This is a genomic window from Enterobacter cloacae complex sp. I1M (assembly GCF_014982425.1).
Classification (GTDB): Bacteria; Pseudomonadota; Gammaproteobacteria; order Enterobacterales; family Enterobacteriaceae; genus Enterobacter; species Enterobacter intestinihominis.
In genome coordinates this window covers 103,448-127,494 of sequence record NZ_JADCLG010000008.1, presented here as the reverse complement: position 1 = coordinate 127,494, position 24,047 = coordinate 103,448, and the positions used below count along the sequence as shown (strand labels likewise).

Below are 24,047 nucleotides of genomic sequence, written 5' to 3'. Positions count from 1 at the left end.
CCACCTGCCAAATAAAATACCGGCTGTGAGGCCGGTATTTTTTTAGAGGTCAGAAATGAAAGTAATCATCGTCGTCATGATGGCATGCCTGCTCAGCGGCTGCGGCAGCATCATCAGCCGCACCATTCCCGGACAGGGCCACGGGAATCAGTACTACCCCGGCGTACAGTGGGATGTCCGCGATTCCGCATGGCGCTATCTCACCGTGCTCGATCTGCCGTTTTCGCTGATTTTCGACACGCTACTGCTGCCCATCGATGCCAGCCACGGCCCTTACGAGTAACGAGAGCTTATCGCTCGTCCCATTCGTCCGCTGCGGCCTGACCTTCTTCGGTATCCAGCGGCGGTTCGAGCTGAAACTCACCTTCATCCCATTCATGCAGCGTATTTTCTTCCAGCCACTCCTGACGTAACTCAATTTCGTCATAGTCGCCGTCGAATACCGCCTGCGCACCTTCACCACTCAATATCGGCAGACATTCTCCGTCTTCACCTTCATCAGCAAAGAATTCGGCCTGCCACATAATATCGCCGTCCTGTAGGACGTATTTTTGGATATTGAGTTGTTGCACGTCAGCATCTTCTTCCACAATGCCGGGATTATCGGCGAGGAACTCTTCGCGAGCGGCATCAATTGCTTCTTCCAGCGTGGCGTACATGGTCATTGGTGTCTCCCTGTTTTTCGTGAAGGTATTCAGGGAAAGAATAGCTGATTATATGATTTTGCAAGTATGAATGCGTAAATTAGCCGTCACGATGTAGTGTTATGCGCGCCGGGCGTAGCGCCCGGGATAAGCTGAGCCAGGAATAAACAGCGTTGAACAGCACGACGCCTGCCGTCACGATAAAGACCGCCCGGAAACCGAAACTGGCCGAAACCCCCGCGCCGACCAGCGGCCCGGTGACGTTACCCAGATCGCGAAACGACTGGTTGTAGCTGAAAATACGTCCGGCAATCTGGTTGGTGGAGTTATAAACCAGCAGCGTCTGCACCGCAGGAAGCAACGCGCCGTCCGCTGCGCCCAGCAGGAAGCGCAACACGCCGAGCTGCCACGGTGAGTTCACCATCGACATGGGGATCAGCAGCAGAACGGAGACGATCAGGGCGCAGATCAGGATTTTTTCCGGGCCAATGCGATCGCCCAGCCTACCGAGCCGTGGCGCGCTCAGCAACGCGGCCACGCCGGGAACAGAGGCGATCAGGCCGCTAATAAAAGCAATGTTGCTGACGTTTCCCGCCAGATCGCGGACATAGAGCGTCAGAATAGGCGCGATTGAACCGGTGGCCACCTGAATAATCATGGTGGTCACAAACAGGCTCAGCACCAGCTTTGGGTTTTTCAGCGAGGCCAGCACATCCCGGGCGTGCAGCATCTCTTTTTTGGCTACCGGCGTGAAATTCTCGCGGATGCAGATAAGCGTCACGAGGAAGCAGAGGAACAGCACGCTGGCGGTAATGAAGAATACCGGCCGCAGTCCGTAGTGGTCGGCCAGCAGCCCGCCCGCCAGCGGACCCAGCAGTGCGCCGCTTACGCCGCCAGTGGAGAGCGTACCCAATGCCCAGCCGCTTTTATGGCGTGGGATTTGGGTTGCGATCAGGGCGTTGGCATTGGGGATAAATCCCCCGAGCAGACCCAGGAGCGCGCGTAATATCAGAAACTGCCAGACATTCTGCGCCACCCCCATCAACAGCATTATGATCGCCATGCCGAGCGCGGAGCGCAGCAGCATAATTTTGCGGCCTTTGCGATCCGCAAGCCCACCCCAGAAAGGCGACGCAATGGCGGAGAACAGGAACGTAATGCTGAACACCAGGCCGGACCACATATTCAGTGCGCTATGGCCGGTGACGCCGAGCTGTTCAACGTAGAGGGGCAGGAAGGGCATTACCAGGCTAAAGGCGGCGCCAGTAAGAAAACAACCCAGCCATGCAACCGTCAGGTTGCGTTTCCAGTTTATGGGAGCATCTGTGGAGGACATAACTATCCGCATAATGAGGTGCAGGGCACCGTGACCAGTGAGGTAATAAGCCTGCTAATTATGCGCCTGGGGTATGATTGCCGCAATGACGGGGAGCTTTTAAAGCTAAAACAGCTTGCGGCCCGGAAGACCGCATGCAGATTAATAACGAGAAGGGACGCCCTGAGGCCGGGTTTTGAAGCGGCGATGCAGCCACATGTACTGCTCGGGAGCGAGCATAATGCATTTCTCGACAATAGCATTCATCCAGCGCGCGGTGGTTTCTGCATCATCCAGCGGCGGCGTGAGTTCCGGCTCCAGCATGATGAGCTGATAGCCTGAACCGTCCGGCTTACGGCGCGGCACAAACGGCACGATAGCGGCTTTGGACATCCGCGCCAGCATCCAGGTCCCGGTGGTTGTCGCCGCATCTTCCACCGCAAAGAACGGGACAAACACGCTGGATTGCGGGCCATAGTCATGATCCGGGGCATACCAGACCACTTCACCTGATTTGAGGGCGCGGATCATCCCTTTAAGGTCTTTGCGGTCGATCATGCTTTTATTCGAGCGCATGCGTCCGTTGGTCTGTATCAAATCGATCACCGGATTATCGTTGGGACGATAAACGCCAATACCCGGTGCCTGCATGCCGAACATGCGCGCGCCAATTTCGAGCGTCAGGAAATGAACGCCAATCAGCAGGACGCCAGTCTGGTTGGCCTGGAGATTATGCACCGGATCCATGCCGGTTCCGGCCACTTCCGTCCAGCGCGCCATGCGCTTATCCGACCAGAACCAGGCCATACCGGTCTCCATCAGTCCCATGCCGACAGATTCGAAGTTTTTAACCACCATGTCGTGACGCTCAGATTCGCTCATCTGAGGAAAGCAAAGCTCAAGATTTCGATACGCGATCCTGGCGCGACGCTTCATAAATTGTTGAGCAATGCGGCCCAGTCCTTTACCCATGCGGAAAATTACGGGATAAGGCAGCTGTACAATTAGCCACAACAAGCCAATGCCTGACCATGTTAACCAATAGCGTGGGTGTAAAAGCGCGGCAGTAAATTTCGGTAACTGGGTCATGTCTGTCCTGTGTTCTAACGTCCTGAAGGGCTATTGTCTCATTTTTTGAGGCATAGCCAAAATGTCTGTCATCGAAACATGAAAGAATATGCAAGTGTTAAGTCTGATTAATCAGGTTGACTGAAATGTAGCGTAAATTGTGTGGATGTAAATTGTCTTTGTTTGCTATATCATGCCGACCGATTTTTATTTCTCAACGATTGCAGGACTTGTACACCATGCCAGTGTTACACAACCGCGTTTCGAATGAGATGTTGAAAGCGCGTATGTTGGCCGAAACCGAACCGCGCACAACGATCTCTTTCTATAAATATTTTACCATCAACGATCCACAGGCGACCCGCGATGCGCTTTACCAGGCTTTCACCACCCTGAACGTGTTTGGTCGCGTCTATCTGGCGCGTGAGGGTATTAACGCGCAGATCAGCGTGCCGGAAAGCAAAGTCAGCGCCTTCCGCGATCTCCTTTATGGTTTTGATCCGGCGCTTAACGGCTTACGCCTGAACATTGCGCTGGATGATGACGGCAAATCGTTCTGGGTGCTGCGCATGAAGGTGCGTGAGCGTATTGTGGCGGATGGCATCGACGATCCGAACTTCAATGCCGCTAATGTGGGGGAGTACCTAAAGGCCGCTGAAGTGAACGCGATGCTCGACGATCCGGATGCAGTGTTCATCGATATGCGTAACCACTACGAATATGAAGTGGGCCACTTCGAGAATGCGATGGAAATTCCTGCCGACACTTTCCGCGAACAGCTGCCGAAAGCGGTTGAGATGATGCAGGAGCATAAAGACAAAAAGATCGTTATGTATTGCACCGGGGGGATCCGCTGCGAAAAAGCCAGTGCCTGGATGAAACACAACGGTTTTAATAAAGTCTGGCATATTGAGGGTGGGATCATTGAATATGCCCGCCGCGCCCGCGAGCAGGGGTTACCGGTGCGTTTTATCGGTAAAAACTTTGTGTTTGATGAGCGTATGGGCGAGCGAATTTCAGAGGACGTAATCGCTCACTGCCACCAGTGCGGTACGCCGTGCGACACGCATACCAACTGCAAAAACGACGGTTGTCATCTTCTGTTTATTCAGTGTCCTGCATGTGCCGAGAAGTTTAATGGCTGCTGTAGCGAGCTGTGCAGTGAAGAGAGTATCCTGCCTGAAGAAGAGCAACGTCGTCGCCGTGCCGGGCGCGAGAACGGGAATAAGATCTTTAATAAATCCCGGGGCCGACTGAATACCAAACTGGGTATTCCGGACCCGGAGTAAAACATTGCCCGGCGGCGTAAAAGCCTGCCGGGCCTGTTTTATGACTTCTGCTGAACGCCTTCCACCGAAATAATCAGCTCTACATCCTGCGATGCCGGTCCTAAATCTGTGGTGATATTAAAATCTTTCAGATGAATTTTGCCGGCGGCTTCAAAGCCAGCACGTTTTCCGCCCCACGGATCGTCGCCCTGGCCGATTAATTTCGCATCCAGTGTTACCGGTTTTGTTACGCCGTTCAGCGTAAGATTACCGGTAATAGCGAGCTTATCACCGTCTTTCTTCACTTCTGTCGACGCGAAAGTAGCTTGCGGGAATTTGCCTACGTTCAGGAATTCAGCGCTGCGCAGATGTTTATCACGCTCGGCGTGATTAGTGTCGACGCTGTTAGTATTAATGGTGACGTTTACTTTATCGACAGCAGGGTTTTTCTCGTCGAAACTAAATGTGCCATCGAAATCATTGAACGTACCATATAACCAGCTGTAACCCAGATGCTGAATACGGAAATTGACGAAGGCATGCTGGCCTTCTTTATCAATTTTATAGTCGGCGGCAATGGCCGAACCGGTGGTAAATAACAGCGAACCTAATGCGATACCCAACAGGCGTTTTTTCATTTTATGCTCCAGAGTCAACTGACGAACGGCCAAGCATGCGCTTCAGCGTATCGTCTTTATCGATAAAGTGGTGTTTCAGGGCCGCAAGGCCATGCAGAACAGACAGGATCACCACGCTCCATGCCAGCCACAGATGAACCACACCTGCGGTGTCAGCCTGTGAACCGGCGTCAGCCAGCGTGGCAGGGACGTCAAAGAGCCCAAACACGCTGATCGGTTTGCCGTCTGCGGTCGAAATGAGATAACCGCTGATCATAATGGCGAACAGCAGGGCATAGAGTGCGATATGTGCGCCAACAGCGCTTATGCGGGTAAGACGGCCATGGCTTTTGGGGGCTGGAGGGGGCGGAGAGAGATGTCGCCAGATCACGCGAAAAACCAGACCCATCATCAGCAGAACCCCAATGCTTTTGTGCAATTCGGGGGCCTGATGATACCAACCGTCATAATAGCTTAATGTCACCATCCAGAGGCCGAGACCAAACATGGCATAGACAGCAAGTGCAAATAGCCAGTGTAAACACATGGATATTATTCCGTAGCGGCTGGAGGAGTTACGCCATTGCATATGAATTTCCGTTCTCAAATGACTGAGCAATAAAAATGGCCGGATTAATTAAATAATGCAACTGAAAAAAAGGAATAATGTTATTTAGTTATTTTATTTCAGCGAATTTGAATGTGTTTCCGCAATGTATTTCAATCGCTTCGTTCAATAAATTTGAGATGACTTTTTATAAAAACTATAAGTTAAATAAGTTTAAAGGAGTGTCAATAAACGTCAGTGATGGTTTTCAGAAGAATACAATAAAGATGACGTCAACAATCGCCAGCAGCGACCAAAGGACAATGTAGAGCATGAAATGCTCGCGGATGTTATTGATAAGGTAATTCACCAGTCTGCGCATCATGATCCTCTCGCAAATCAGGCTCCGGTTATTCGGAGCCTGTAGCGGTATTATCGGCTAAAGCGCGAGAGCGCGAAGGGTTTGAGATCAAACGAAGGCGCAATCCCCTGAGCAAACTGGGCGGCGATTTCACCTAACACAGAGGCAAATTTAAACCCGTGACCGCTGAGCCCGGTTACGATCAGGGTGTTGTCGTGCCCAGGCAAGGTGTCGATGATGAAGTCTTCATCTGGCGTATTGTCGTAGGTGCACGCTGCGCCATAAAGCAACCCGCCTACGCCCGGCAGAATATTACGCAGGAACGTGAAGGCTTCGGAACCATCCTGCGGATAGGCTCCGTACGGCTTGCGTTCTTCCGCAGAGGAAATGACCTGTCCGCCGTTATGTTTGCCAATCTTGAGCGCGTCTTTTTCCGAGGGGAAACCGTAGTACTGGTCGCCATTAGGTAACTCGCCCGTGAACGCCGGGAATTTGTTCTGGCTGCTGTAACGCCCGTCAGACTGGAACCAGGAGAAGACTTTGCGTACCGGCTGGATGGGCAGATCCGGCAGCAGTTTCGTCACCCACGTTCCTGCACTCACCAGCAGGCGCGTGGCGGTATATTCACCTTCAGACGTGGTGACGGTTGAACCCCCGGCATGGTGGGTGATACCCGTGACCGGACAGTTAAACAACTGTGCGCAGCCCGCTTTGGCGGCGAGATCAATCCAGGTCTTAATGGCCGTTTCGCTGTGCAGTACCCCGGAATTGGCTTCAAACAATCCAATGTAGTCTTCAGGAACAGAAATTTCCGGCCAGCGCGCCATAATGCCGTTCGCATCCAGACGCTCTACGTCCAGGCGGTAGGCTTTCGCGCTCTCCTCGACCGTCGCCAGAAACGTGGAGTTGGCGGGCCCCAGATTAATAACCCCGGTGCGCTCAAAAATGCGTTCTTCGGTGAGTGCGGCCAGCTCATCCCACAGCGTCTGAGCCCGAAGCACCAGCGGTACATAGCGCTCACCTTCGCCGTAAGCGTGACGGATAAGACGGGTATCGCCGTGATGGCTTCCTTCAGAATGAGGGGGAAGGTGGGCGTCAATCATCAGCACATTCAGACCCGCCTGCGTAGCGTAATAACCGGCTGCAGATCCAACGGAGCCGCTTCCGATAATGATCAAATCGTATTTCATAGGCTTCTCTTTACTAACGCTTTGTTAGCAGAGTAATTAACTATGTGGGCTTATACAAGAGCGAAATAAATAAGGCACCGCGAGGGTGCCTGTTGAGGGAAAAGGGGCATAAGGTCAATGCCGTTTATACTCATTTTCCTGGTAGTCGCCAGATTCTATTTTTGCGATGCCTGCTTCCAAAATAGAAATAAACTGACGGGCGACGTCTGTTGTAAGCCACAGCGTCTGTCCAACTTCCGCTTCGTCACGGTTTAGCTGATTCGGGGTCTGGTAGTGCAAACGCAGCATCAGCGCATCGTAGCTGTCTACGGTGCTGATATCCCAGCCAACGAGTGGATGGGTCTGGATGACTTCATTATTCTTTTCCATTATAACCCCCTTAATGCGTGTTAGAAGACAACGACTTTGAGGTTCAATGCATGTTTTTCTGAAAGCTTTTTCAGTATATCAATTAATAAGGGTTCCGCAGGAAAAAATAAACGGGTAGCAACACATTTTTCTGCTTTTTAGGATTGTTCGAACAATAAAACGTCATCTTGTTCACGATTTTCTAAGAAGATACTGAAATATTTTGAACTTTCAGGAGACGAAACGAAAAAAAGCCGGGGCGACCCGGCAAAAAAACACAATGAGGGAGCAAATTTTAATCAGTGATAAACCAGTCGTCGGCGCTTTCCCATGTTTCCTGCAAAATTTCGCTGATGCGGTCTTTGTCTTCTTTCGCGCCGCCAATGACGGAAAGATGGTTTGCTGTCGCATAACGTACCGTTATGGCGCCATCGTTTTCAGGAAAAGTGCTGTTAATACGTCGGGATAGCTCACCCGCCAGAGCGTCGAGTGCGCCAGCAGGCAGGACGGTGGTTTTGGCAATGGTGACTTCAATACGCATAAATGCCCCCTGTGTAATATACTGTTTATTTATACAGTTATATTGGCGGTTTGACAACAGGGGGATGACAATTTTTTAGCTTTTTTTTACCGTCCAGCTTACGGTTTCACCGGCCAGGAAGGGGATCAGCGTATCGTCGGTGAGCGCAATCGACGCTTCAACCTGGCTTTCTTTGCGCTCCAGCTCAATGAACGTGTCATTAACCGGCAGACCGTAGAAACGCGGGCCGTTAAGGGAGCAGAAGGCTTCGAAATGGCCTAACGCATTCATCTCGTCAAAGACGGTTGCGTAACTTGCCAGGGCGGTCGGGGCGTTAAAGCAGCCTGCACAGCCGCAGCTCGCCTCTTTTCGGTGACGGGCATGCGGGGCGGAATCCGTGCCGAGGAACGCGCGCGGGAAGCCGCTGGCGACCAGCTCACGTAGCGCCTGCTGGTGGATATTGCGCTTGAGGATCGGCAGACAATACAGATGTGGGCGAACGCCACCCACCAGCATGTGGTTACGGTTAAACATCAGGTGCTGCGGGGTGATGGTGGCGGCAATCAATTCGTTTCCATCCCGGACATACTCTGCGGCATCTTTGGTCGTAATGTGTTCAAACACTACCTTCAGCCCAGGAAGACGCTGGCGCAGCGGCTCCATGACCGTTTCGATAAAACGCGCTTCGCGATCGAAAATATCAATGTCAGCGTGGGTCACTTCCCCGTGCACCAGCAGTGGCATTCCCAGTTTTTGCATTCGCTCCAGAACGGGCATGATGGCGTCGATGCTCGTCACCCCATGGCTGGAGTTGGTGGTGGCGTTTGCCGGGTAGAGCTTCGCGGCGGTGAACACACCCTCGTTAAACCCACGCTCAACCTCATTGGGGTCCAGCGAGTCCGTCAGATAGCAGGTCATCAACGGAGTAAAATCGTGCCCGGCCGGAACGGCGTCAAGGATACGCTGGCGATAGGCGATCGCGGCCTCGACGGTGGTGACTGGCGGAACCAGGTTAGGCATAACAATCGCACGGCCATAAATTTCGCTGGTATACGGCACGACGGTTTTCAGCATGTCGCCATCACGAAGATGGATATGCCAGTCGTCTGGGCGGCGGATTTTGAGAACCTGGGATTGTACAGTCATGGAAGCTCCGGCTTGAAAGGGATCAGTCATAAGATGGCTGTTTTTGCCGGACACAAATCATAAGCGGAAACGTTTTCGTTTGCACACTATTCCGTTAAAAAAAACGGGCGCCTGAGCGCCCGGAGTATTTAGTCGGTGAAAGGAATGATGATTTCACCCGGTTTCACCTCTATCCCTTTGGCATATTTTTTCGCCAGAGATTCGCCCTTACTCTTGTCTTCGCTCAGAACGTAGGCGGGCTGCTGGTTGAAATAGTTCTGTAACGACTGGTTGAGATAAGGCATCAGCGTTTGCAGCACCGGTTTCATTTTATCCGGCGTGATGACCGCATCGACGATTTCCATCTCTTGCAGGAAAATTGCCCCTTTCTCTTTATTAAAGACCGGCAGCGCCTTGAGCTTCAGTTTGATATCCGCTTTCTGATTGCCGAAGAGCGAGGTCATGTCCAGGCTGGCATCGCCGGACAGGGTGACTTTGTTAGGCTCCTCGCGTCCAATCTGGCTGGCGAGATTCGTCAGGACGATATGTGCATCCGCAAGGCCGGGCACGCCGATATCTTTTGAAAAGTTATTATGTTTTTCCAGCGCCTGATTAATTTCCTGCTCACTGACGGTGTACTGCGTAAGCTGGTTACATCCCACCAGCAGCCCACTGACAATTAACGCAGCGGCAATAACGATCTTTTTCATGGTGTTCCTCAACATAAAATCGGCGCATCTGTCCTGATACGCCAGTATGTCAGGGTGATCCTGGAGAAACCAGCAGAAAAAACTGATAGTGAAGGGAGGTAAATATCCTCCCCCAGAAGGTCAGGCGCCAGGCTCCAGCATCCCGCGGGTGCTGCGTTTATCACTGAACTGCCACCAGAGGGCAATCAGCGTCATAAAGCCGACCATACCGAGCATGACCCACGGCAGCTCCGGCTGATGGAGCGCTTTTCCGGCATCAAACAGCCAGCCGCCACCGGTGTAACCCAGCGCGCCGCCAAGCGCCAGTCCGAGACGGCTGAAGCCCATGTAGCTGCCACGGGCCCGGGCGTCGGCAAGTGACGCGCTCAGGGTTTCACGGGCCGGCTCGGCAATGATTGAGCCAATATAGAAGGTGCAAATCAGCATAAACAGCTGCTGGAGTGAGTTCACCAGGCCGATGGGCATCATGCTCAGCGTCATCAGCAACAGCCCGGCCATCAGACGGTGCTCAAGCCGGAAACGGCGCTCGCTCCACCGGGCAATCGGATAGAGCAGAGTCAGAGAAAGGCAGGCCTCAATGGCATACATCCATTTTACCGCCGCCGGCGTGCCGGCAATATCGTTAACCATAATCGGCAGCATCAGCATGACCTGCACGGCGAGCATGTAGTAGCCGGTCAACGTTAAAACATAGGTGACGAAGCGTTTATCGCTCAGCACGCGGTCAAGCCCTTCCCGCACCGGCGCTTTTACCGTCGACAGCTTCCATGCAGGCAGAAACAGACCGTTAAACAGCGCGCAGAGAATAAACAGCACCGCGCCGGTGGCGCAGACCAGGCGGAAATCGTATTGCAGCAGCCAGCTTCCCAGCAGGGCACCCACCACCGCGCCAGCGCTGTCCTGCATCATCAAAATTGAGAAGAAACGACCCCGGTGTTGTGGGCGGATCAGCTTGACTACCAGCGCGGTACGCGGTGGGTCGAAAAGGGTGCCGCCAATCCCGGAAAGGAAACAGGAGAACCACAGCAGCCAGGGGTCATGAGCGATTGCCATCGTGGCGAATCCCGCCGCACGTAACAGCATGCCGGTGACGATCATCGGTTTCGCACCAAAGCGGTCGGCTATTGCCCCGCCAAAAACGCCAAGACCCTGTTGTACAAACTGGCGTAAGCCCAGCGCGATCCCGACCATCAGCGCCGCCCAGCCCATTTGATCGACAAAACGAATCGATATAAGTGGAAAAACGACAAAAAAGCCGAGCACGACCAGCATGTTATCGACGAGCAGGAAATATTTACCCAGGCTCCTGGCCTGTGATACGCGGGACATTTTCCCTCCAGGGAAAATAAAAGGTGAGCACGCTAATATTCTGCGGTGTCGCCGCGCTTTTTCACATACCTGCTGGCGACAATATTTTTTTATCAAAAAGGTGCTTTGATAGAGAGTTCTCATCGAAAAATGTGAAAAGCGATAAAAATGGTATGTCACTGTTTTCACAGAAGGCACAGGCGCAGGTATAGTAAAGCTAACAGGCAGAGCAGAAGCGACGGGAAGGAGTGGTATCGATGTTTGGCTATCGCAGTAATGTGCCAAAAGTGCGTCTGACGACGGACAGGCTGATCGTTCGTCTGGTGCATGAGCGTGATGCCTGGCGTCTGGCGGATTATTACGCCGAGAATCGCCAGTTTTTAAAACCCTGGGAACCCGTTCGGGACGAGAGCCATTGCTACCCCTCTGGCTGGCAGGCGCGCCTCAGTATGATTGCGGAATTTCACAAACAGGGAAGTGCGTTTTATTTCGCGCTTCTCGATCCGGAAGAGAAAGAGATCGTTGGCATTGCCAATTTTTCAAACGTAGTACGCGGGTCGTTTCACGCCTGCTATCTCGGGTATTCCATCGGCCAGAAATGGCAGGGGCAGGGGCTCATGTTTGAGGCGCTGACGGCGGCGATTCGCTACATGCAGCGCACGCAACATATCCATCGCATTATGGCGAACTACATGCCGCACAATAAGCGCAGCGGCGATCTGCTGGCCCGCCTGGGGTTTGAGAAAGAGGGCTATGCCAAAGATTATCTGCTGATTGACGGCGAGTGGCGGGACCATGTCCTCACCGCGCTCACCACGCAGGAGTGGACCGCGGGTCGTTAAGGAGAAAAGATGAAATATCAGTTAAATGGCGCCGAAGCGCGCGTGATTGGCTGCCTGCTGGAAAAGCAGGTTACGACGCCGGAACAGTATCCTCTTTCCGTGAATGCCGTCACGATGGCCTGCAACCAAAAGACGAACCGTGAGCCGGTGATGAACCTTGGCGAGTACGAGGTGCAGGATATCCTTGATGAGCTGGTGAAGCGCCACTACCTGCGCACCGTCAGCGGCTTCGGTAATCGCGTCACTAAATATGAACAGCGCTTTTGTAATTCCGAATTTGGCGATTTAAAACTCAGCGCCGCAGAAGTGGCGGTTATCACCACGCTGCTGCTGCGCGGGGCGCAGACGCCGGGTGAACTGCGCACACGCGCCTCCCGCATGCATGAGTTTCAGGATATGCAGGACGTTGAACAGACGCTGGAGGGATTAGCCTCACGCGAGGACGGTCCTTACGTGGTGCGTCTGGCCCGCGAGCCGGGCAAGCGTGAAAGCCGCTACATGCACCTGTTTAGCGGCGACGTGGAGTCCTCTACGCTTGCCGTCGAATCCGACACGCCAGCATCAAACGACAGCCTGACTGCGCGCGTGGCAGCCCTGGAAGACGAGGTTGCCGGGCTGAAGCAGCGTCTGGATGCTTTACTCGCACACCTGGGAGATTAACCGTGACTACATTACGCATTGGAGTGGTGGGGCTGGGCGGGATTGCGCAAAAAGCCTGGCTGCCCGTTTTAGGCGCCGCGTCAGACTGGACGCTGCAAGGGGCGTGGTCGCCCACTCGCGAGAAAGCAGAGCGCATCTGCAAAACCTGGCGCATCCCTTATGCTGGCTCACTCCAGGATTTAGCCCGTGAATGTGATGCGGTATTTGTGCATACCTCAACCGCGACGCACTTCCAGGTGGTGAGCGAGTTGCTGAACGCAGGCGTTCACGTCTGCGTTGATAAGCCTCTGGCGGAAAATGTGCAGGATGCTGAACGACTGATTGAGCTGGCCGCGCGTAAAAAGCTGACGCTGATGGTCGGCTTCAACCGCCGTTTTGCGCCGCTCTATCAGCAGCTTAAAGCGCAGGCCGGCTCGTTTGCCTCTCTGCGTATGGATAAGCACCGTACCGACAGCGTGGGGCCGAACGATCTGCGGTTCACGCTGCTGGATGATTATCTCCACGTCGTGGATACGGCCCTGTGGCTGAGTAACGGAAAAGCCCAACTGCAAAGCGGCACGCTGCTGACCAACGAGCAGGGTGAAATGGTTTACGCCGAACATCATTTTGCCGTTGAGCATTTACAGGTGACGACCAGCATGCATCGTCGGGCGGGCAGCCAGCGCGAGTCCGTGCAGGCTGTTACGGATGGCGCGCTGTATGACGTCACCGATATGCGTGAGTGGCGGGAAGAGAAGGGCAATGGCGTGCTCGCGTTACCCGTTCCCGGCTGGCAGAGCACCCTGGAGCAGCGTGGCTTTGTGGGCTGCGCGCGTCACTTCATTACCTGCGTGCAGAATCAGACGGTTCCTGAAACGTCCGGGGAGCAGGCCATTCTGGCGCAGCGCATCGTGGAACGACTCTGGCGCGAAGCGATGTCGGAATAACTCGCTGTAACATCTGCCGATAGTAATTCGTTGAAATCCGGTTAGACTAAGCGCCGCTTGTTGGCTTTGCCGGGTGGCGCTTTCGCTTATCCGTCCTGGAAATCCGTAGGGTTGTGGAACTTCACGTTAATGAACTTATTAAAATCGCTGGCGGCCGTCAGCTCGATGACCATGTTTTCCCGCGTGCTTGGCTTTGCTCGCGATGCCATTGTGGCAAGGGTTTTTGGCGCAGGGATGGCGACTGACGCCTTTTTCGTTGCGTTCAAGCTGCCGAACCTGCTGCGCCGTATTTTTGCCGAAGGGGCTTTCTCACAGGCATTTGTCCCGATCCTCGCGGAATATAAAAGCAAGCAGGGCGAAGATGCCACCCGCGTCTTTGTGGCTTACGTTTCCGGTTTACTGACGCTGGCGCTGGCGATCGTGACCGTACTGGGGATGCTGGCAGCGCCCTGGGTAATCATGGTAACGGCGCCGGGCTTTGCCGACACGGCGGATAAATTTGCCCTGACGACGCAACTGCTGCGGATAACCTTCCCCTATATTCTGCTGATTTCGCTGGCGTCGCTGGTGGGTGCCATCCTGAATACCTGGAACCGCTTCTCCGTGCCGGCCTTTGCCCCCACGTTCCTTAACGTCAGCATGATTGGCTTTGCGCTGTTCGCCGCGCCGCATTTTAACCCACCGGTGCTGGCGTTGGCCTGGGCCGTGACCGTCGGCGGGGTGTTACAGCTTGCTTACCAGCTCCCGCACCTGAAAAAGATCGGCATGCTGGTTCTGCCGCGCATTAATTTCAAAGATGCGGGCGCAATGCGCGTTATCAAACAGATGGGACCGGCAATACTCGGCGTGTCCGTCAGCCAGATCTCGCTCATCATCAATACCATCTTCGCCTCTTTCCTGGTGTCGGGCTCGGTGTCCTGGATGTACTACGCCGACCGGCTGATGGAGTTTCCATCCGGGGTGCTGGGCGTGGCGCTGGGGACTATTCTGCTGCCGTCGCTGTCGAAAAGTTTCGCCAGCGGCAACCACGATGAATACTGCCGCCTGATGGACTGGGGTCTGCGTCTCTGTTTTCTGCTGGCGCTGCCAAGCGCGGTGGCGCTGGGGATCCTGGCGAAACCGCTGACGGTGTCGTTGTTCCAGTATGGAAAATTCACCGCCTTTGATGCCGCCATGACCCAGCGTGCGCTCGTAGCCTACTCGGTGGGGCTGATGGGGCTGATTGTCGTGAAGGTGCTTGCGCCCGGCTTCTATTCACGTCAGGACATCAAAACGCCGGTTAAGATTGCCATTGTGACGCTGATCATGACGCAGCTGATGAACCTGGCGTTTATTGGTCCGCTGAAACACGCGGGTCTGTCACTGTCGATTGGTCTGGCGGCCTGTCTCAACGCCGGGCTGCTGTACTGGCAGCTGCGTAAGCAGGATATCTTCACCCCGCAGCCGGGCTGGGCAAGCTTCCTGCTGCGTCTGGCGATCGCGGTAGTAGTGATGGCGGCCGTGCTGGTTGGCATGTTGTATGTCATGCCTGAATGGGCGCAGGGCACCATGCCTTACCGCCTGATGCGTCTGATGGCCGTAGTGGTGGTCGGGGTGGTGGCGTACTTTGCCACGCTGGCGGTGCTTGGCTTCAAGGTGAAAGAGTTTACCCGCCGCACGGTATAAACGCCAAAAGGGGAGTCACCAGAAGGTGCTCCCCGCTTCATGACATGCCGCTAGTGCGTCAAATCGAAATCTTTTTCCCGCCCGTGATACGTGCCGTGGCCGTTTGACCATCCGCACCGTACAGCCCCGGCTCTTTATAGGGCTTTAACACCTCAAGCGCCTGCTGATTACGGATAATCTGACCTTCCAGCAGCCAGCCGTTATGCTGGTTGAGATCGCGAAGATGCTGGGTTTTTTCTGTAATGGTCTGCCAGCGTTCGTTGATCTCATCATTGGCGCTGCGTTTCGTGTCTTGCTCAGCGCGTCGCTGTTTTTCCAGATAATCCAGGGTCGCCAGCAGCGAGCTTTTATCTTCAGTAATGCGTTGCAACGCGCTGCCGTTGATTTGACCAGAAGAGAGGTGGTGCTGTTCTGCGTCCATCACCGTTTTCAGGTCGTTCAGGACCACCGTCATCTGATCCAGTATTTCTGACAGTCGACTCATACGGTTAGTTACTCTGGAGGAAACTCTGTGCGTCCTGAATCAGCGCATCAGCGATTTTGCTGGTATCCATTTTCAGTTCGCCGTTACGGATAGCCGTTTTCAGCGCTTCAACTCGTTCCATGTTGATATCGCTGCTGCCTGGCTGCATCAGCTTCGACTGCGCATCGCTCAGCGTGACGCTGGTGCTGTTAGCCGTCGAGGTTTTTTCCAGACGCGTTTTTTGCGGGGCAGCCTCATTCGTTTCGCGAGGTTGTACAGTGCTAACCGGCTTCAGGGCTGATGTACGATCAATGCTCATAGTGTTGTCCTCATCGAGGGTTCGCGGCGTTTGCGCCTGACATCATCATTTGTTGAATATTTATCGGCAGTCGCCGCGAAATCTTTAAAAAGATTACAGGTTAATCAGAATATTCCCATCAGGACCGACCGTGCCGCTGACCACCTGGCCTGAGGACATTCTGACCCGGGCATTTTGCGCCACTGCGGCATTATTCAGCGCTTTTCCTTCACTGTTGATACTAAAGCCTTCGCCATTGGCGACTACCATCACCTGTTGTCCCGCCTTCACCCGCCACGCCTGGCGCAGCATAGAGAGCTGTATCGCCTGTCCAGGAGCGACATCGCGCAGGCTGACTGCCTCCTGAGCCTGGTTAATATCCAGCATCGTCCGCGGTGGAAGCTGATCCAGACGGCCTCGCTTCAGCGTTACGCTGTCTGGTTGCAGCAGGCTGCCCCGGGGAATGGGAACGGCGGCGACAACATAATTGCCTGTCGCCTGAACCGCAACCTGTAAATAACGTTTTTCGTTGGCGCAACGCGCCAGCACATTCACGTTGCCCCATAATCGGGTGCTGCCGGTCACGCTAAATGACGGGGCTTCGCAGGAAGGGTAAAGGTTAGGCGGGGTGCGTACGGTCACGCGTACGTCATCGCTAAAACCGGCCAGCTTCTGCGCAAAGAATGCATTGAGCTGGTTCTCTAACCCCTCAGCCTGCACAAGAGGGCTCAAAAGCAGCAGGGTCGCCGCAAGGCCACGTTTAAAAGTCCGCATCGCACGTTCCACCATGTCCAGAATTAAGCAAATTCTACCCGCAGTGGTTTTCCATCAACGCAACAAATAGCGACGCATTTTGCGCTTATTCCGTCGATAGGGGAGACGGGGTGAGATTTAAGCTGTGAACTGAAATTTTCTCATCAGCGGAGGAGACATGCTCGATAAACTCGACGCCGCGTTACGTTTTCAGCAGGAAGCGCTCAACTTACGCGCCCAGCGGCAGGAAATTTTAGCCGCCAATATCGCCAACGCGGACACCCCCGGGTATCAGGCGCGCGATATTGATTTTTCCAGTGAACTCAAAAAAGTGATGGAGCGTGGACGTGCCGAAGGGACGGGTGTCTCACTTGCCCTGACATCCTCACGGCATATTCCCGCTCAGGCGATGACCGCGCCATCAACTGACTTACTTTATCGTGTCCCCGATCAGCCCTCGCTTGATGGCAACACCGTCGACATGGACCGGGAACGCACACAGTTTGCCGATAACAGCCTGCAATACCAGACAGGCCTGACGCTACTCGGCGGGCAAATCAAAGGCATGATGACCGTCCTGCAGGGGGGCAATTAGTAAATGGCCTTGCTGAATATTTTTGATATCGCCGGTTCGGCATTAACGGCGCAGTCCAAACGACTGAACGTGGCAGCCAGTAACCTGGCCAACGCCGATAGCGTGACCGGCCCTGACGGACAACCGTATCGCGCTAAACAGGTCGTCTTCCAGGTTGATGCTGCACCGGGTGCGGCAACGGGCGGCGTGAAAGTGGCGGACGTGGTTGAGAGCCAGGCGCCCGACAAGCTGGTTTACGAGCCAGGCAACCCGCTCGCGGATGCCAGCGGCTACGTGAAAATGCCGAACGTGGATGTGGTCGGGGAGATGGTGAACTCCATGTCCGCGTCACGCAGCTACCAGGCAAACGTCGAAGTGCTTAATACCGTGAAGAGCATGATGCTCAAAACACTCACTCTCGGCCAGTAAAGGAGACACGCATGTCCATCGCCGTAAACGTGAATGACCCGACAAATACCGGCGTCAACAGCACCAGTAGTGCAACCGGTTCCAGCTCTCTCACCGGGAGCAATGCCTCCGATTTACAGAGCAGCTTTCTGACCCTGCTGGTGGCACAGCTGAAAAATCAGGACCCGACCAATCCGATGCAGAATAACGAACTGACCACGCAGCTTGCGCAGATCAGTACCGTCAGCGGCATTGAGAAACTGAATACCACGCTCGGCTCGGTCTCCGGTCAAATCGATAACAGCCAGTCCTTGCAGGCCGCCAACCTGATCGGTCACGGGGTGATGATCCCGGGGACCACGATTCTGGCGGGCACCAGCACCACCGATGGCACGTCCACCACCACCACGACGCCGTTTGGCGTTGAGTTGCAGCAACCGGCCGACAAAGTCACCGCCACCATCAAAGACGCCAGCGGCAACGTGGTGCGCACGATTGAGATTGGCGAGCTTAAAGCGGGCGTTCATACCTTTACCTGGGATGGCAGCCTGACCGACGGCACTAAAGCGCCTAACGGCTCGTATCAGGTTGCGATTAGCGCCAGCAACGGCACCACGCAGCTGGTGGCTCAGCCGCTACAGTTTGCCCTGGTTCAGGGCGTCATCAAAGGTAGCGATGGCAACAAACTGGATTTGGGTACCTCCGGTACCACCACACTCGACGAAGTTCGGCAGATTATCTAAGCCTTCATACTTATCAGGAGTAAGTCATGGCCTTTTCTCAAGCGGTCAGCGGCCTGAATGCTGCGGCCACCAACCTGGACGTCATTGGCAACAACATCGCCAACTCCGCGACCTATGGTTTTAAATCCGGTTCTGCGTCTTTTGCAGATATGTTTGCAGGCTCTAAAGTGGGCCTGGGCGTGAAGGTTGCGGGTATCACCCAGGACTTCACCGACGGGACGACCACCAACACCGGTCGTGGTCTGGATGTCGCCATCAGCCAGAACGGTTTCTTCCGTATGGTGGATGCCAACGGTTCCGTGTTCTACAGCCGCAACGGCCAGTTTAAGCTGGATGAAAACCGTAACCTGGTGAACATGCAGGGGCTACAGTTAACCGGTTATCCGGTTGCCGGCACGCCGCCGACGGTGCAAACCGGTGCGAATCCGCAGGCGATCACCATCCCAACGACGCTGATGGCGGCGAAGTCCACCACCACGGCTTCTCAGCAGATCAACCTGAACTCCACCGATACCGCGCCAACCGTCGCATTCGACCCGGCCAACCCTGACTCTTACAACAAGAAAGGCACCGTGACGGTGTTTGACAGCCAGGGTAATGCGCACAACATGAACCTGTTCTATGTCAAAGACGCTACTCCAGCTAACTCCTGGAAGGTGTATTCGCAGGACGGCAGCGTAGCGGGAGATGCAGCGAAACTGGCAACCACATTGGTCTTTAATGAGAGCGGTGTGTTGACCGGCGGTGGGGAAGTCGATATCGAGACCGGGGAGATCACTGGTGCAACGGCGGCAACCTTCAAAATGAGTTTCGCGAACTCCATGCAGCAGAACACCGGTGCGAACAACATCGTGGCGACGAGCCAGAACGGTTATAAGCCGGGCGATCTGGTGAGCTACCAGATCAACGATGACGGCACCGTTGTCGGTAACTACTCCAACGAACAGACCCAGGTGCTGGGCCAGATCGTGCTGGCAAACTTTGCCAACAACGAAGGCCTGAAGTCCGAAGGGGATAACGTCTGGTCTGCCACGCAGTCTTCCGGTGTTGCCCTGCTGGGTACCGCGGGTTCCGGTAACTTCGGCACGCTGACCAACGGCGCGCTGGAAGCCTCCAACGTCGATCTGAGTAAAGAGCTGGTGAACATGATTGTCGCGCAACGTAACTACCAGTCCAACGCGCAGACCATCAAAACCCAGGATCAGATCCTCAACACGCTGGTTAACCTGCGTTAAGCGGCTGACGGGAAAGCGCAATGGATCACGCAATATATACAGCGATGGGGGCTGCAAGCCAGACGCTCAATCAGCAGGCTGTTACCGCCAGCAACCTGGCGAACGCCTCCACGCCTGGTTTTCGTGCACAGCTCAACGCACTGCGTGCGGTGCCGGTAGAAGGGCTGTCATTGCCCACGCGTACGCTGGTCACCGCCTCCACGCCGGGCGCCGACATGACGCCAGGCCAGATGGATTACACCGCGCGTCCGCTGGACGTTGCCCTTCAGCAGGACGGCTGGCTGGCGGTGCAAACGGCTGACGGCGCAGAAGGGTATACCCGCAACGGTAACATTCAGGTGAGCGCCACCGGACAGTTGACGATTCAGGGGCATCCGGTGATGGGCGAAGCCGGTCCGCTGACGGTGCCGGAAGGGTCAGAGCTGACCATTGCGGCAGACGGGACGATCTCGGCGTTGAATCCGGGCGACCCGGCGAACACCGTTGCGCCTGTCGGTCGTCTGAAGCTGGTGAAAGCGGAAGGCAACGAAGTGCAGCGTGGTGATGACGGGATGTTCCGTCTGACCCAGGCGGCGCAGGCCACGCGTGGCGCCACGTTACAGGCCGACCCGACCATCCGCGTGATGTCCGGCGTGCTGGAAGGCAGTAACGTCAAACCGGTCGAAGCCATGACCGACATGATCGCCAGCGCCCGCCGCTTCGAAATGCAGATGAAAATCATCAGCAGCGTCGATGAAAACGCAGGCAAGGCTAACCAACTTCTGGCTATGAGTTAACAGGACTCCCTATGATCAGTTCTTTATGGATCGCGAAAACCGGTCTGGACGCACAGCAAACCAATATGGATGTAATTGCCAACAACCTGGCAAACGTCAGCACCAATGGTTTCAAGCGCCAGCGTGCGGTTTTCGAAGATTTGCTTTATCAAACGATTCGTCAGCCAGGGGCGCAGTCTTCTGAGCAAACCACGCTGCCGTCCGGTCTGCAAATTGGTACCGGCGTCCGCCCGGTCGCTACCGAGCGTCTGCACAGCCAGGGCAACCTGTCCCAGACCAACAACAGCAAAGACGTTGCCATCAAAGGTCAGGGTTTCTTCCAGGTGCAACTGCCTGACGGGACCTCCGCCTATACCCGCGATGGTTCGTTCCAGGTGGATCAGAATGGTCAGCTGGTGACGGCGGGCGGCTTCCAGGTTCAGCCTGCGATCACCATCCCGGCGAACGCGCTGAGCATCACCATTGGCCGTGACGGTATCGTCAGCGTCACTCAGCAAGGTCAGGCCGCGCCGGTTCAGGTTGGTCAGCTCAACCTGACGACCTTCATGAACGATACCGGACTGGAAAGCATCGGTGAGAACCTCTACACCGAAACGCAGTCTTCCGGCACGCCAAATGAAAGTACCCCCGGCCTGAACGGTGCGGGGCTGCTGTACCAGGGGTATGTGGAAACCTCGAACGTTAACGTGGCGGAAGAGCTGGTGAATATGATCCAGGTCCAGCGCGCCTATGAAATTAACAGTAAAGCAGTGTCGACGACCGACCAGATGCTGCAAAAACTGACGCAACTCTAAGGTGTAGCCCGGTGCGGTAAACGTCGCACCGGCTCCCTGTTTTCGAAGATGAAGGCAATGCAAAAAAACGCGGCGTTTCGTTATCCGATCCTGACTGTTCTGGCTGTCATCCTCAACGGGTGTGCCTGGATCCCGTCTAAACCATTGGTACAGGGTGCGACTACCGCCCAACCCGTTCCCGGCCCCGCGCCGGTGGTGAACGGCTCTATTTTCCAGACCGCGCAGCCGATTAACTACGGTTATCAGCCGCTGTTTGAAGACCGTCGTCCGCGTAACGTCGGCGATACGCTGACCATTGTGTTGCAGGAAAACGTCAGCGCGAGCAAGAGCTCGTCGGCGAATGCCAGCCGCGACGGCAAAACCAATTTTGGCTTCGACACCGTACCGCGCTATCTGCAAGGGCTGTTCGGCAACGCCCGTGCGGATGTGGAAGCCTCCGGCGGCAACACCTTTAACGGTAAAGGTGGCGCGAACGCCAGCAATACCTTCAGCGGAACGCTGACGGTAACGGTTGACCAGGTTCTGGTGAACGGCAACCTGCACGTGGTGGGCGAAAAACAGATCGCCATTAACCAGGGTACGGAATTCATTCGCTTCTCCGGTGTGGTTAACCCTCGCACTATCAGCGGCACCAACACCGTACCGTCCACACAGGTGGCGGATGCGCGCATTGAGTACGTCGGCAACGGCTACATCAACGAAGCGCAAAATATGGGCTGGCTGCAACGCTTCTTCCTTAACTTATCGCCGATGTAAGCGAGGTGACCTATGTATAAATTTCTCTTCGCCGTGGCGCTGTCGCTGGTCGCTACCGTTGCGCAGGCCGATCGCATTCGCGATCTCACCAGCGTGCAGGGCGTGCGCGAAAACTCCCTGATTGGCTACGGCCTGGTGGTGGGGCTGGATGGGACGGGTGACCAGACGACCCAGACGCCGTTCACCACCCAGAGCCTGAACAACATGCTCTCTCAGCTCGGTATTACCGTACCGGCGGGGACCAACATGCAGCTGAAAAACGTGGCGGCGGTGATGGTGACCGCGTCTTATCCGGCCTTTGCGCGTCAGGGGCAAACCATCGACGTGGTTGTCTCGTCGATGGGTAACGCCAAAAGCCTGCGCGGCGGTACGTTGTTGATGACGCCGCTGAAAGGCGTCGACAGCCAGGTGTATGCTCTGGCGCAGGGCAACATTCTGGTTGGCGGGGCAGGTGCGTCGGCGGGCGGCAGCAGCGTGCAGGTGAACCAGCTGAACGGGGGACGTATTACTAACGGCGCGATCATCGAACGTGAGCTGCCGACCCAGTTCGGCACCGGCAACACCATTAACCTGCAACTGAATAACGAAGACTTCACGATGGCGCAGCAGATTGCTGACACCATCAACCGCAGCCGGGGTTACGGCAGCGCCACCGCGCTGGATGCCCGTACCGTGCAGATCCGCACGTCAACCGGTAGCAGCAACCAGGTGCGGATGCTGGCCGATATCCAGAATATGGAAGTGAACGTGTCGGTGCAGGATGCAAAAGTCATTATCAACTCCCGTACCGGATCGGTGGTGATGAACCGCGAAGTGACGCTGGACAGCTGCGCCGTGGCGCAGGGCAATCTCTCCGTCACGGTTAACCGCTCGGCCAACGTCAGCCAGCCGGATACCCCGTTTGGTGGCGGTCAGACGGTAGTGACCCCGCAAACGCAGATTGATTTACGACAGAGCGGCGGATCGTTGCAGAGCGTGCGCTCCAGCGCCAACCTGAACAGCGTGGTGCGTGCCCTGAACGCGCTGGGTGCAACGCCAATGGATCTGATGTCCATTCTGCAATCCATGCAAAGTGCAGGCTGCCTGCGCGCTAAACTGGAAATCATCTAAATGCTGACCGATAGCAAACTGTTGACCAGTGCCGCCTGGGATGCCCAGTCGCTCAACGAGCTGAAAACCAAAGCGGGCAAGGATCCGGCGGCGAATATCCGCCCGGTTGCCCGTCAGGTGGAAGGCATGTTCGTGCAGATGATGTTGAAAAGCATGCGTGAAACCCTGCCGAAAGATGGCATGTTCAGCAGCGATTCCACACGGCTTTACACCAGCATGTACGATCAGCAGATTGCCCAGCAAATGACCGCCGGAAAGGGGCTCGGCCTGGCGGACATGATTGTGAAACAGACCGCAGCCGCTCAGGGGCTGCCACCTGAAGAGGCTCCGCCGCAGGTGCCGCTGAAGTTTGATCTGGAAAAGGTGACCAGTTATCAAAATCAGGCGCTGACGCAGATGGTGCGTAAGGCGATGCCGAAGCCGACAGAAACGCGTGACGAGCCGCTCTCCGGCGACAGCCAAGACTTCCTGGCGCAGCTCTCCCTGCCGGCGCGTCTTGCCAGTGAAGAAAGCGGCGTGCCACACCATCTGATTCTGGCGCAGGCGGCGCTGGAGTCAGGCTGGGGGCAACGCCAGATCCGCAGGGAGAACGGCGAGCCGAGCTTCAACATCTTTGGCGTGAAGGCCACCTCCAGCTGGAAGGGGCCGACCACGGAAATTACCACCACCGAATATGAGAACGGTGCGGCAGTGAAGGTGAAAGCCAAATTCCGCGTCTACAGCTCGTATCTGGAAGCGTTGTCGGATTATGTCGGGCTGTTGAGCCGGAATCCGCGCTACACCGCCGTGACCCAGGCCACCACGCCAGAGCAGGGCGCTCAGGCATTGCAGAATGCCGGCTACGCGACCGATCCAAACTATGCACGCAAGCTGACCAGCATGATCCAACAGCTGAAATCCATGTCTGAGAAGGTCAGCAAAGCGTATAGCACAGATCTCGAAAATCTGTTCTGAAAGTTCTCAAGTCCCGGTGGAGGTTGCCGATAACCTTCATCAGGACTCGTGTCTGAACGTATAAAAGGA

30 protein-coding genes are annotated in these 24,047 nt (G+C 55.3%); 15 read left to right on the top strand and 15 right to left on the bottom strand.

Going from position 1 to position 24,047, the window contains the following annotated elements:
- Positions 1–55 precede the first annotated feature (55 nt).
- A complete protein-coding gene (locus tag INF86_RS04055; RefSeq protein WP_003858030.1) occupies positions 56–283 on the top strand; it encodes a YceK/YidQ family lipoprotein in 228 nt (75 codons plus the stop codon).
- 7 nt (positions 284–290) lie between these two features.
- Here INF86_RS04055 and INF86_RS04050 read toward each other — a convergent pair whose 3' ends face one another.
- From INF86_RS04050 to INF86_RS04040, 3 genes are all read right to left on the bottom strand, one after another.
- Complete coding sequence (locus tag INF86_RS04050) at positions 291–665, bottom strand: MysB family protein (protein WP_193543250.1); 375 nt, start codon at positions 663–665, stop codon at positions 291–293.
- 79 nt (positions 666–744) lie between these two features.
- On the bottom strand, positions 745–1,980 hold the full coding sequence (gene mdtG, locus INF86_RS04045) for a multidrug efflux MFS transporter MdtG (protein WP_193543249.1): 1,236 nt from the start codon (positions 1,978–1,980) through the stop codon (positions 745–747).
- A gap of 141 nt (positions 1,981–2,121) precedes the next feature.
- Complete coding sequence (locus INF86_RS04040) at positions 2,122–3,048, bottom strand: Kdo(2)-lipid IV(A) acyltransferase (protein WP_023305852.1); 927 nt, start codon at positions 3,046–3,048, stop codon at positions 2,122–2,124.
- Between the two features lie 218 nt (positions 3,049–3,266).
- Between INF86_RS04040 and INF86_RS04035 the strand changes: the two genes are divergently transcribed.
- A complete protein-coding gene (locus INF86_RS04035) occupies positions 3,267–4,316 on the top strand; it encodes a rhodanese-related sulfurtransferase (RefSeq protein ID WP_063146122.1) in 1,050 nt (349 codons plus the stop codon).
- A gap of 38 nt (positions 4,317–4,354) precedes the next feature.
- Here INF86_RS04035 and INF86_RS04030 read toward each other — a convergent pair whose 3' ends face one another.
- The 9 genes from INF86_RS04030 to mdtH form a co-directional block, all read right to left on the bottom strand.
- Positions 4,355–4,933: a YceI family protein gene (locus INF86_RS04030; protein ID WP_063146121.1), complete on the bottom strand. Its 579-nt coding sequence runs from the start codon at positions 4,931–4,933 to the stop codon at positions 4,355–4,357.
- Position 4,934: 1 nt separating this feature from the next.
- Positions 4,935–5,501: a cytochrome b gene (locus tag INF86_RS04025; protein ID WP_058647108.1), complete on the bottom strand. Its 567-nt coding sequence runs from the start codon at positions 5,499–5,501 to the stop codon at positions 4,935–4,937.
- Between the two features lie 226 nt (positions 5,502–5,727).
- A complete protein-coding gene (locus INF86_RS04020) occupies positions 5,728–5,841 on the bottom strand; it encodes a YceO family protein (protein WP_022647713.1) in 114 nt (37 codons plus the stop codon).
- 50 nt (positions 5,842–5,891) lie between these two features.
- Positions 5,892–7,010, bottom strand: a complete 1,119-nt coding sequence (gene solA / locus INF86_RS04015; protein ID WP_063146119.1) for an N-methyl-L-tryptophan oxidase — start codon at positions 7,008–7,010, stop codon at positions 5,892–5,894.
- A 114-nt stretch (positions 7,011–7,124) separates the two neighbouring features.
- Entirely contained in the window at positions 7,125–7,379 is a 255-nt protein-coding gene (bssS, locus tag INF86_RS04010; protein ID WP_023299782.1) for a biofilm formation regulator BssS, read from the bottom strand.
- 274 nt (positions 7,380–7,653) lie between these two features.
- Positions 7,654–7,899 carry a DNA damage-inducible protein I gene (gene dinI, locus INF86_RS04005; protein ID WP_022647715.1) on the bottom strand — a complete coding sequence of 82 codons (246 nt, stop codon included), beginning with the start codon at positions 7,897–7,899 and terminating at the stop codon, positions 7,654–7,656.
- A 75-nt stretch (positions 7,900–7,974) separates the two neighbouring features.
- Positions 7,975–9,024: a dihydroorotase gene (gene pyrC / locus INF86_RS04000; protein WP_063146118.1), complete on the bottom strand. Its 1,050-nt coding sequence runs from the start codon at positions 9,022–9,024 to the stop codon at positions 7,975–7,977.
- Between the two features lie 128 nt (positions 9,025–9,152).
- Complete coding sequence (locus INF86_RS03995) at positions 9,153–9,713, bottom strand: lipoprotein (protein WP_022647717.1); 561 nt, start codon at positions 9,711–9,713, stop codon at positions 9,153–9,155.
- A 120-nt stretch (positions 9,714–9,833) separates the two neighbouring features.
- Positions 9,834–11,042 (bottom strand): multidrug efflux MFS transporter MdtH, encoded by a 1,209-nt coding sequence (gene mdtH / locus INF86_RS03990; protein WP_063146117.1) that lies wholly within the window; start codon positions 11,040–11,042, stop codon positions 9,834–9,836.
- A 236-nt stretch (positions 11,043–11,278) separates the two neighbouring features.
- Between mdtH and rimJ the strand changes: the two genes are divergently transcribed.
- The 4 genes from rimJ (at position 11,279) to murJ (ending at position 15,114) form a co-directional block, all read left to right on the top strand.
- Positions 11,279–11,863, top strand: coding sequence for a ribosomal protein S5-alanine N-acetyltransferase (gene rimJ / locus INF86_RS03985; protein ID WP_161177296.1), 585 nt, complete (start codon positions 11,279–11,281; stop codon positions 11,861–11,863).
- A 9-nt stretch (positions 11,864–11,872) separates the two neighbouring features.
- Positions 11,873–12,523, top strand: coding sequence for a YceH family protein (locus INF86_RS03980; protein ID WP_045307934.1), 651 nt, complete (start codon positions 11,873–11,875; stop codon positions 12,521–12,523).
- A gap of 2 nt (positions 12,524–12,525) precedes the next feature.
- The gene (locus INF86_RS03975) at positions 12,526–13,449 is read left to right on the top strand and encodes a Gfo/Idh/MocA family protein (protein ID WP_193543248.1); all 924 of its coding nucleotides are present in this window, start codon (positions 12,526–12,528) and stop codon (positions 13,447–13,449) included.
- Between the two features lie 129 nt (positions 13,450–13,578).
- A complete protein-coding gene (murJ, locus tag INF86_RS03970; protein ID WP_193543247.1) occupies positions 13,579–15,114 on the top strand; it encodes a murein biosynthesis integral membrane protein MurJ in 1,536 nt (511 codons plus the stop codon).
- Between the two features lie 58 nt (positions 15,115–15,172).
- On the opposite strand, the gene flgN is transcribed toward murJ, so the two are convergent.
- The 3 genes from flgN to flgA form a co-directional block, all read right to left on the bottom strand.
- On the bottom strand, positions 15,173–15,598 hold the full coding sequence (gene flgN, locus INF86_RS03965) for a flagella biosynthesis chaperone FlgN (protein ID WP_022647721.1): 426 nt from the start codon (positions 15,596–15,598) through the stop codon (positions 15,173–15,175).
- Between the two features lie 4 nt (positions 15,599–15,602).
- Positions 15,603–15,896, bottom strand: coding sequence for a flagellar biosynthesis anti-sigma factor FlgM (gene flgM / locus INF86_RS03960; protein ID WP_003858002.1), 294 nt, complete (start codon positions 15,894–15,896; stop codon positions 15,603–15,605).
- A 93-nt stretch (positions 15,897–15,989) separates the two neighbouring features.
- Positions 15,990–16,649, bottom strand: coding sequence for a flagellar basal body P-ring formation chaperone FlgA (flgA, locus tag INF86_RS03955; RefSeq protein WP_022647723.1), 660 nt, complete (start codon positions 16,647–16,649; stop codon positions 15,990–15,992).
- Between the two features lie 157 nt (positions 16,650–16,806).
- Here flgA and flgB point away from each other — a divergent pair, with 157 nt between their 5' ends.
- The 9 genes from flgB to flgJ are packed head-to-tail and all read left to right on the top strand — an operon-like array spanning position 16,807 to position 23,978.
- Positions 16,807–17,223: a flagellar basal body rod protein FlgB gene (flgB, locus tag INF86_RS03950; RefSeq protein WP_022647724.1), complete on the top strand. Its 417-nt coding sequence runs from the start codon at positions 16,807–16,809 to the stop codon at positions 17,221–17,223.
- A gap of 3 nt (positions 17,224–17,226) precedes the next feature.
- Positions 17,227–17,631, top strand: coding sequence for a flagellar basal body rod protein FlgC (gene flgC, locus INF86_RS03945; RefSeq protein WP_003857997.1), 405 nt, complete (start codon positions 17,227–17,229; stop codon positions 17,629–17,631).
- An 11-nt stretch (positions 17,632–17,642) separates the two neighbouring features.
- Complete coding sequence (gene flgD, locus INF86_RS03940; RefSeq protein WP_003857994.1) at positions 17,643–18,353, top strand: flagellar hook assembly protein FlgD; 711 nt, start codon at positions 17,643–17,645, stop codon at positions 18,351–18,353.
- A gap of 26 nt (positions 18,354–18,379) precedes the next feature.
- Entirely contained in the window at positions 18,380–19,588 is a 1,209-nt protein-coding gene (gene flgE / locus INF86_RS03935) for a flagellar hook protein FlgE (RefSeq protein ID WP_045622627.1), read from the top strand.
- A gap of 20 nt (positions 19,589–19,608) precedes the next feature.
- Complete coding sequence (locus INF86_RS03930; protein WP_022647727.1) at positions 19,609–20,364, top strand: flagellar basal body rod protein FlgF; 756 nt, start codon at positions 19,609–19,611, stop codon at positions 20,362–20,364.
- Positions 20,365–20,375: 11 nt separating this feature from the next.
- The gene (flgG, locus tag INF86_RS03925; RefSeq protein ID WP_000625853.1) at positions 20,376–21,158 is read left to right on the top strand and encodes a flagellar basal-body rod protein FlgG; all 783 of its coding nucleotides are present in this window, start codon (positions 20,376–20,378) and stop codon (positions 21,156–21,158) included.
- A 57-nt stretch (positions 21,159–21,215) separates the two neighbouring features.
- Positions 21,216–21,914 carry a flagellar basal body L-ring protein FlgH gene (gene flgH / locus INF86_RS03920; RefSeq protein ID WP_108367746.1) on the top strand — a complete coding sequence of 233 codons (699 nt, stop codon included), beginning with the start codon at positions 21,216–21,218 and terminating at the stop codon, positions 21,912–21,914.
- Positions 21,915–21,926: 12 nt separating this feature from the next.
- Positions 21,927–23,024: a flagellar basal body P-ring protein FlgI gene (locus tag INF86_RS03915; RefSeq protein WP_022647728.1), complete on the top strand. Its 1,098-nt coding sequence runs from the start codon at positions 21,927–21,929 to the stop codon at positions 23,022–23,024.
- On the top strand, positions 23,025–23,978 hold the full coding sequence (gene flgJ, locus INF86_RS03910) for a flagellar assembly peptidoglycan hydrolase FlgJ (protein WP_063152019.1): 954 nt from the start codon (positions 23,025–23,027) through the stop codon (positions 23,976–23,978). It begins immediately after the preceding gene.
- Positions 23,979–24,047: the final 69 nt, after the last annotated feature.

What these genes read in the sequence shown, in the direction of transcription:
- INF86_RS04055 (WP_003858030.1), top strand. Translation starts at nt 56, where the DNA reads ATGAAAGTAATCATCGTCGTCATGATGGCATGCCTGCTCAGCGGCTGC.
- INF86_RS04050 (WP_193543250.1), bottom strand. Translation starts at nt 665, where the DNA reads ATGACCATGTACGCCACGCTGGAAGAAGCAATTGATGCCGCTCGCGAA.
- mdtG (WP_193543249.1), bottom strand. Translation starts at nt 1,980, where the DNA reads ATGTCCTCCACAGATGCTCCCATAAACTGGAAACGCAACCTGACGGTT.
- INF86_RS04040 (WP_023305852.1), bottom strand. Translation starts at nt 3,048, where the DNA reads ATGACCCAGTTACCGAAATTTACTGCCGCGCTTTTACACCCACGCTAT.
- INF86_RS04035 (WP_063146122.1), top strand. Translation starts at nt 3,267, where the DNA reads ATGCCAGTGTTACACAACCGCGTTTCGAATGAGATGTTGAAAGCGCGT.
- INF86_RS04030 (WP_063146121.1), bottom strand. Translation starts at nt 4,933, where the DNA reads ATGAAAAAACGCCTGTTGGGTATCGCATTAGGTTCGCTGTTATTTACC.
- INF86_RS04025 (WP_058647108.1), bottom strand. Translation starts at nt 5,501, where the DNA reads ATGCAATGGCGTAACTCCTCCAGCCGCTACGGAATAATATCCATGTGT.
- INF86_RS04020 (WP_022647713.1), bottom strand. Translation starts at nt 5,841, where the DNA reads ATGCGCAGACTGGTGAATTACCTTATCAATAACATCCGCGAGCATTTC.
- solA (WP_063146119.1), bottom strand. Translation starts at nt 7,010, where the DNA reads ATGAAATACGATTTGATCATTATCGGAAGCGGCTCCGTTGGATCTGCA.
- bssS (WP_023299782.1), bottom strand. Translation starts at nt 7,379, where the DNA reads ATGGAAAAGAATAATGAAGTCATCCAGACCCATCCACTCGTTGGCTGG.
- dinI (WP_022647715.1), bottom strand. Translation starts at nt 7,899, where the DNA reads ATGCGTATTGAAGTCACCATTGCCAAAACCACCGTCCTGCCTGCTGGC.
- pyrC (WP_063146118.1), bottom strand. Translation starts at nt 9,024, where the DNA reads ATGACTGTACAATCCCAGGTTCTCAAAATCCGCCGCCCAGACGACTGG.
- INF86_RS03995 (WP_022647717.1), bottom strand. Translation starts at nt 9,713, where the DNA reads ATGAAAAAGATCGTTATTGCCGCTGCGTTAATTGTCAGTGGGCTGCTG.
- mdtH (WP_063146117.1), bottom strand. Translation starts at nt 11,042, where the DNA reads ATGTCCCGCGTATCACAGGCCAGGAGCCTGGGTAAATATTTCCTGCTC.
- rimJ (WP_161177296.1), top strand. Translation starts at nt 11,279, where the DNA reads ATGTTTGGCTATCGCAGTAATGTGCCAAAAGTGCGTCTGACGACGGAC.
- INF86_RS03980 (WP_045307934.1), top strand. Translation starts at nt 11,873, where the DNA reads ATGAAATATCAGTTAAATGGCGCCGAAGCGCGCGTGATTGGCTGCCTG.
- murJ (WP_193543247.1), top strand. Translation starts at nt 13,579, where the DNA reads ATGAACTTATTAAAATCGCTGGCGGCCGTCAGCTCGATGACCATGTTT.
- flgN (WP_022647721.1), bottom strand. Translation starts at nt 15,598, where the DNA reads ATGAGTCGACTGTCAGAAATACTGGATCAGATGACGGTGGTCCTGAAC.
- flgM (WP_003858002.1), bottom strand. Translation starts at nt 15,896, where the DNA reads ATGAGCATTGATCGTACATCAGCCCTGAAGCCGGTTAGCACTGTACAA.
- flgA (WP_022647723.1), bottom strand. Translation starts at nt 16,649, where the DNA reads ATGCGGACTTTTAAACGTGGCCTTGCGGCGACCCTGCTGCTTTTGAGC.
- flgB (WP_022647724.1), top strand. Translation starts at nt 16,807, where the DNA reads ATGCTCGATAAACTCGACGCCGCGTTACGTTTTCAGCAGGAAGCGCTC.
- flgC (WP_003857997.1), top strand. Translation starts at nt 17,227, where the DNA reads ATGGCCTTGCTGAATATTTTTGATATCGCCGGTTCGGCATTAACGGCG.
- flgD (WP_003857994.1), top strand. Translation starts at nt 17,643, where the DNA reads ATGTCCATCGCCGTAAACGTGAATGACCCGACAAATACCGGCGTCAAC.
- flgE (WP_045622627.1), top strand. Translation starts at nt 18,380, where the DNA reads ATGGCCTTTTCTCAAGCGGTCAGCGGCCTGAATGCTGCGGCCACCAAC.
- INF86_RS03930 (WP_022647727.1), top strand. Translation starts at nt 19,609, where the DNA reads ATGGATCACGCAATATATACAGCGATGGGGGCTGCAAGCCAGACGCTC.
- flgG (WP_000625853.1), top strand. Translation starts at nt 20,376, where the DNA reads ATGATCAGTTCTTTATGGATCGCGAAAACCGGTCTGGACGCACAGCAA.
- flgH (WP_108367746.1), top strand. Translation starts at nt 21,216, where the DNA reads ATGCAAAAAAACGCGGCGTTTCGTTATCCGATCCTGACTGTTCTGGCT.
- INF86_RS03915 (WP_022647728.1), top strand. Translation starts at nt 21,927, where the DNA reads ATGTATAAATTTCTCTTCGCCGTGGCGCTGTCGCTGGTCGCTACCGTT.
- flgJ (WP_063152019.1), top strand. Translation starts at nt 23,025, where the DNA reads ATGCTGACCGATAGCAAACTGTTGACCAGTGCCGCCTGGGATGCCCAG.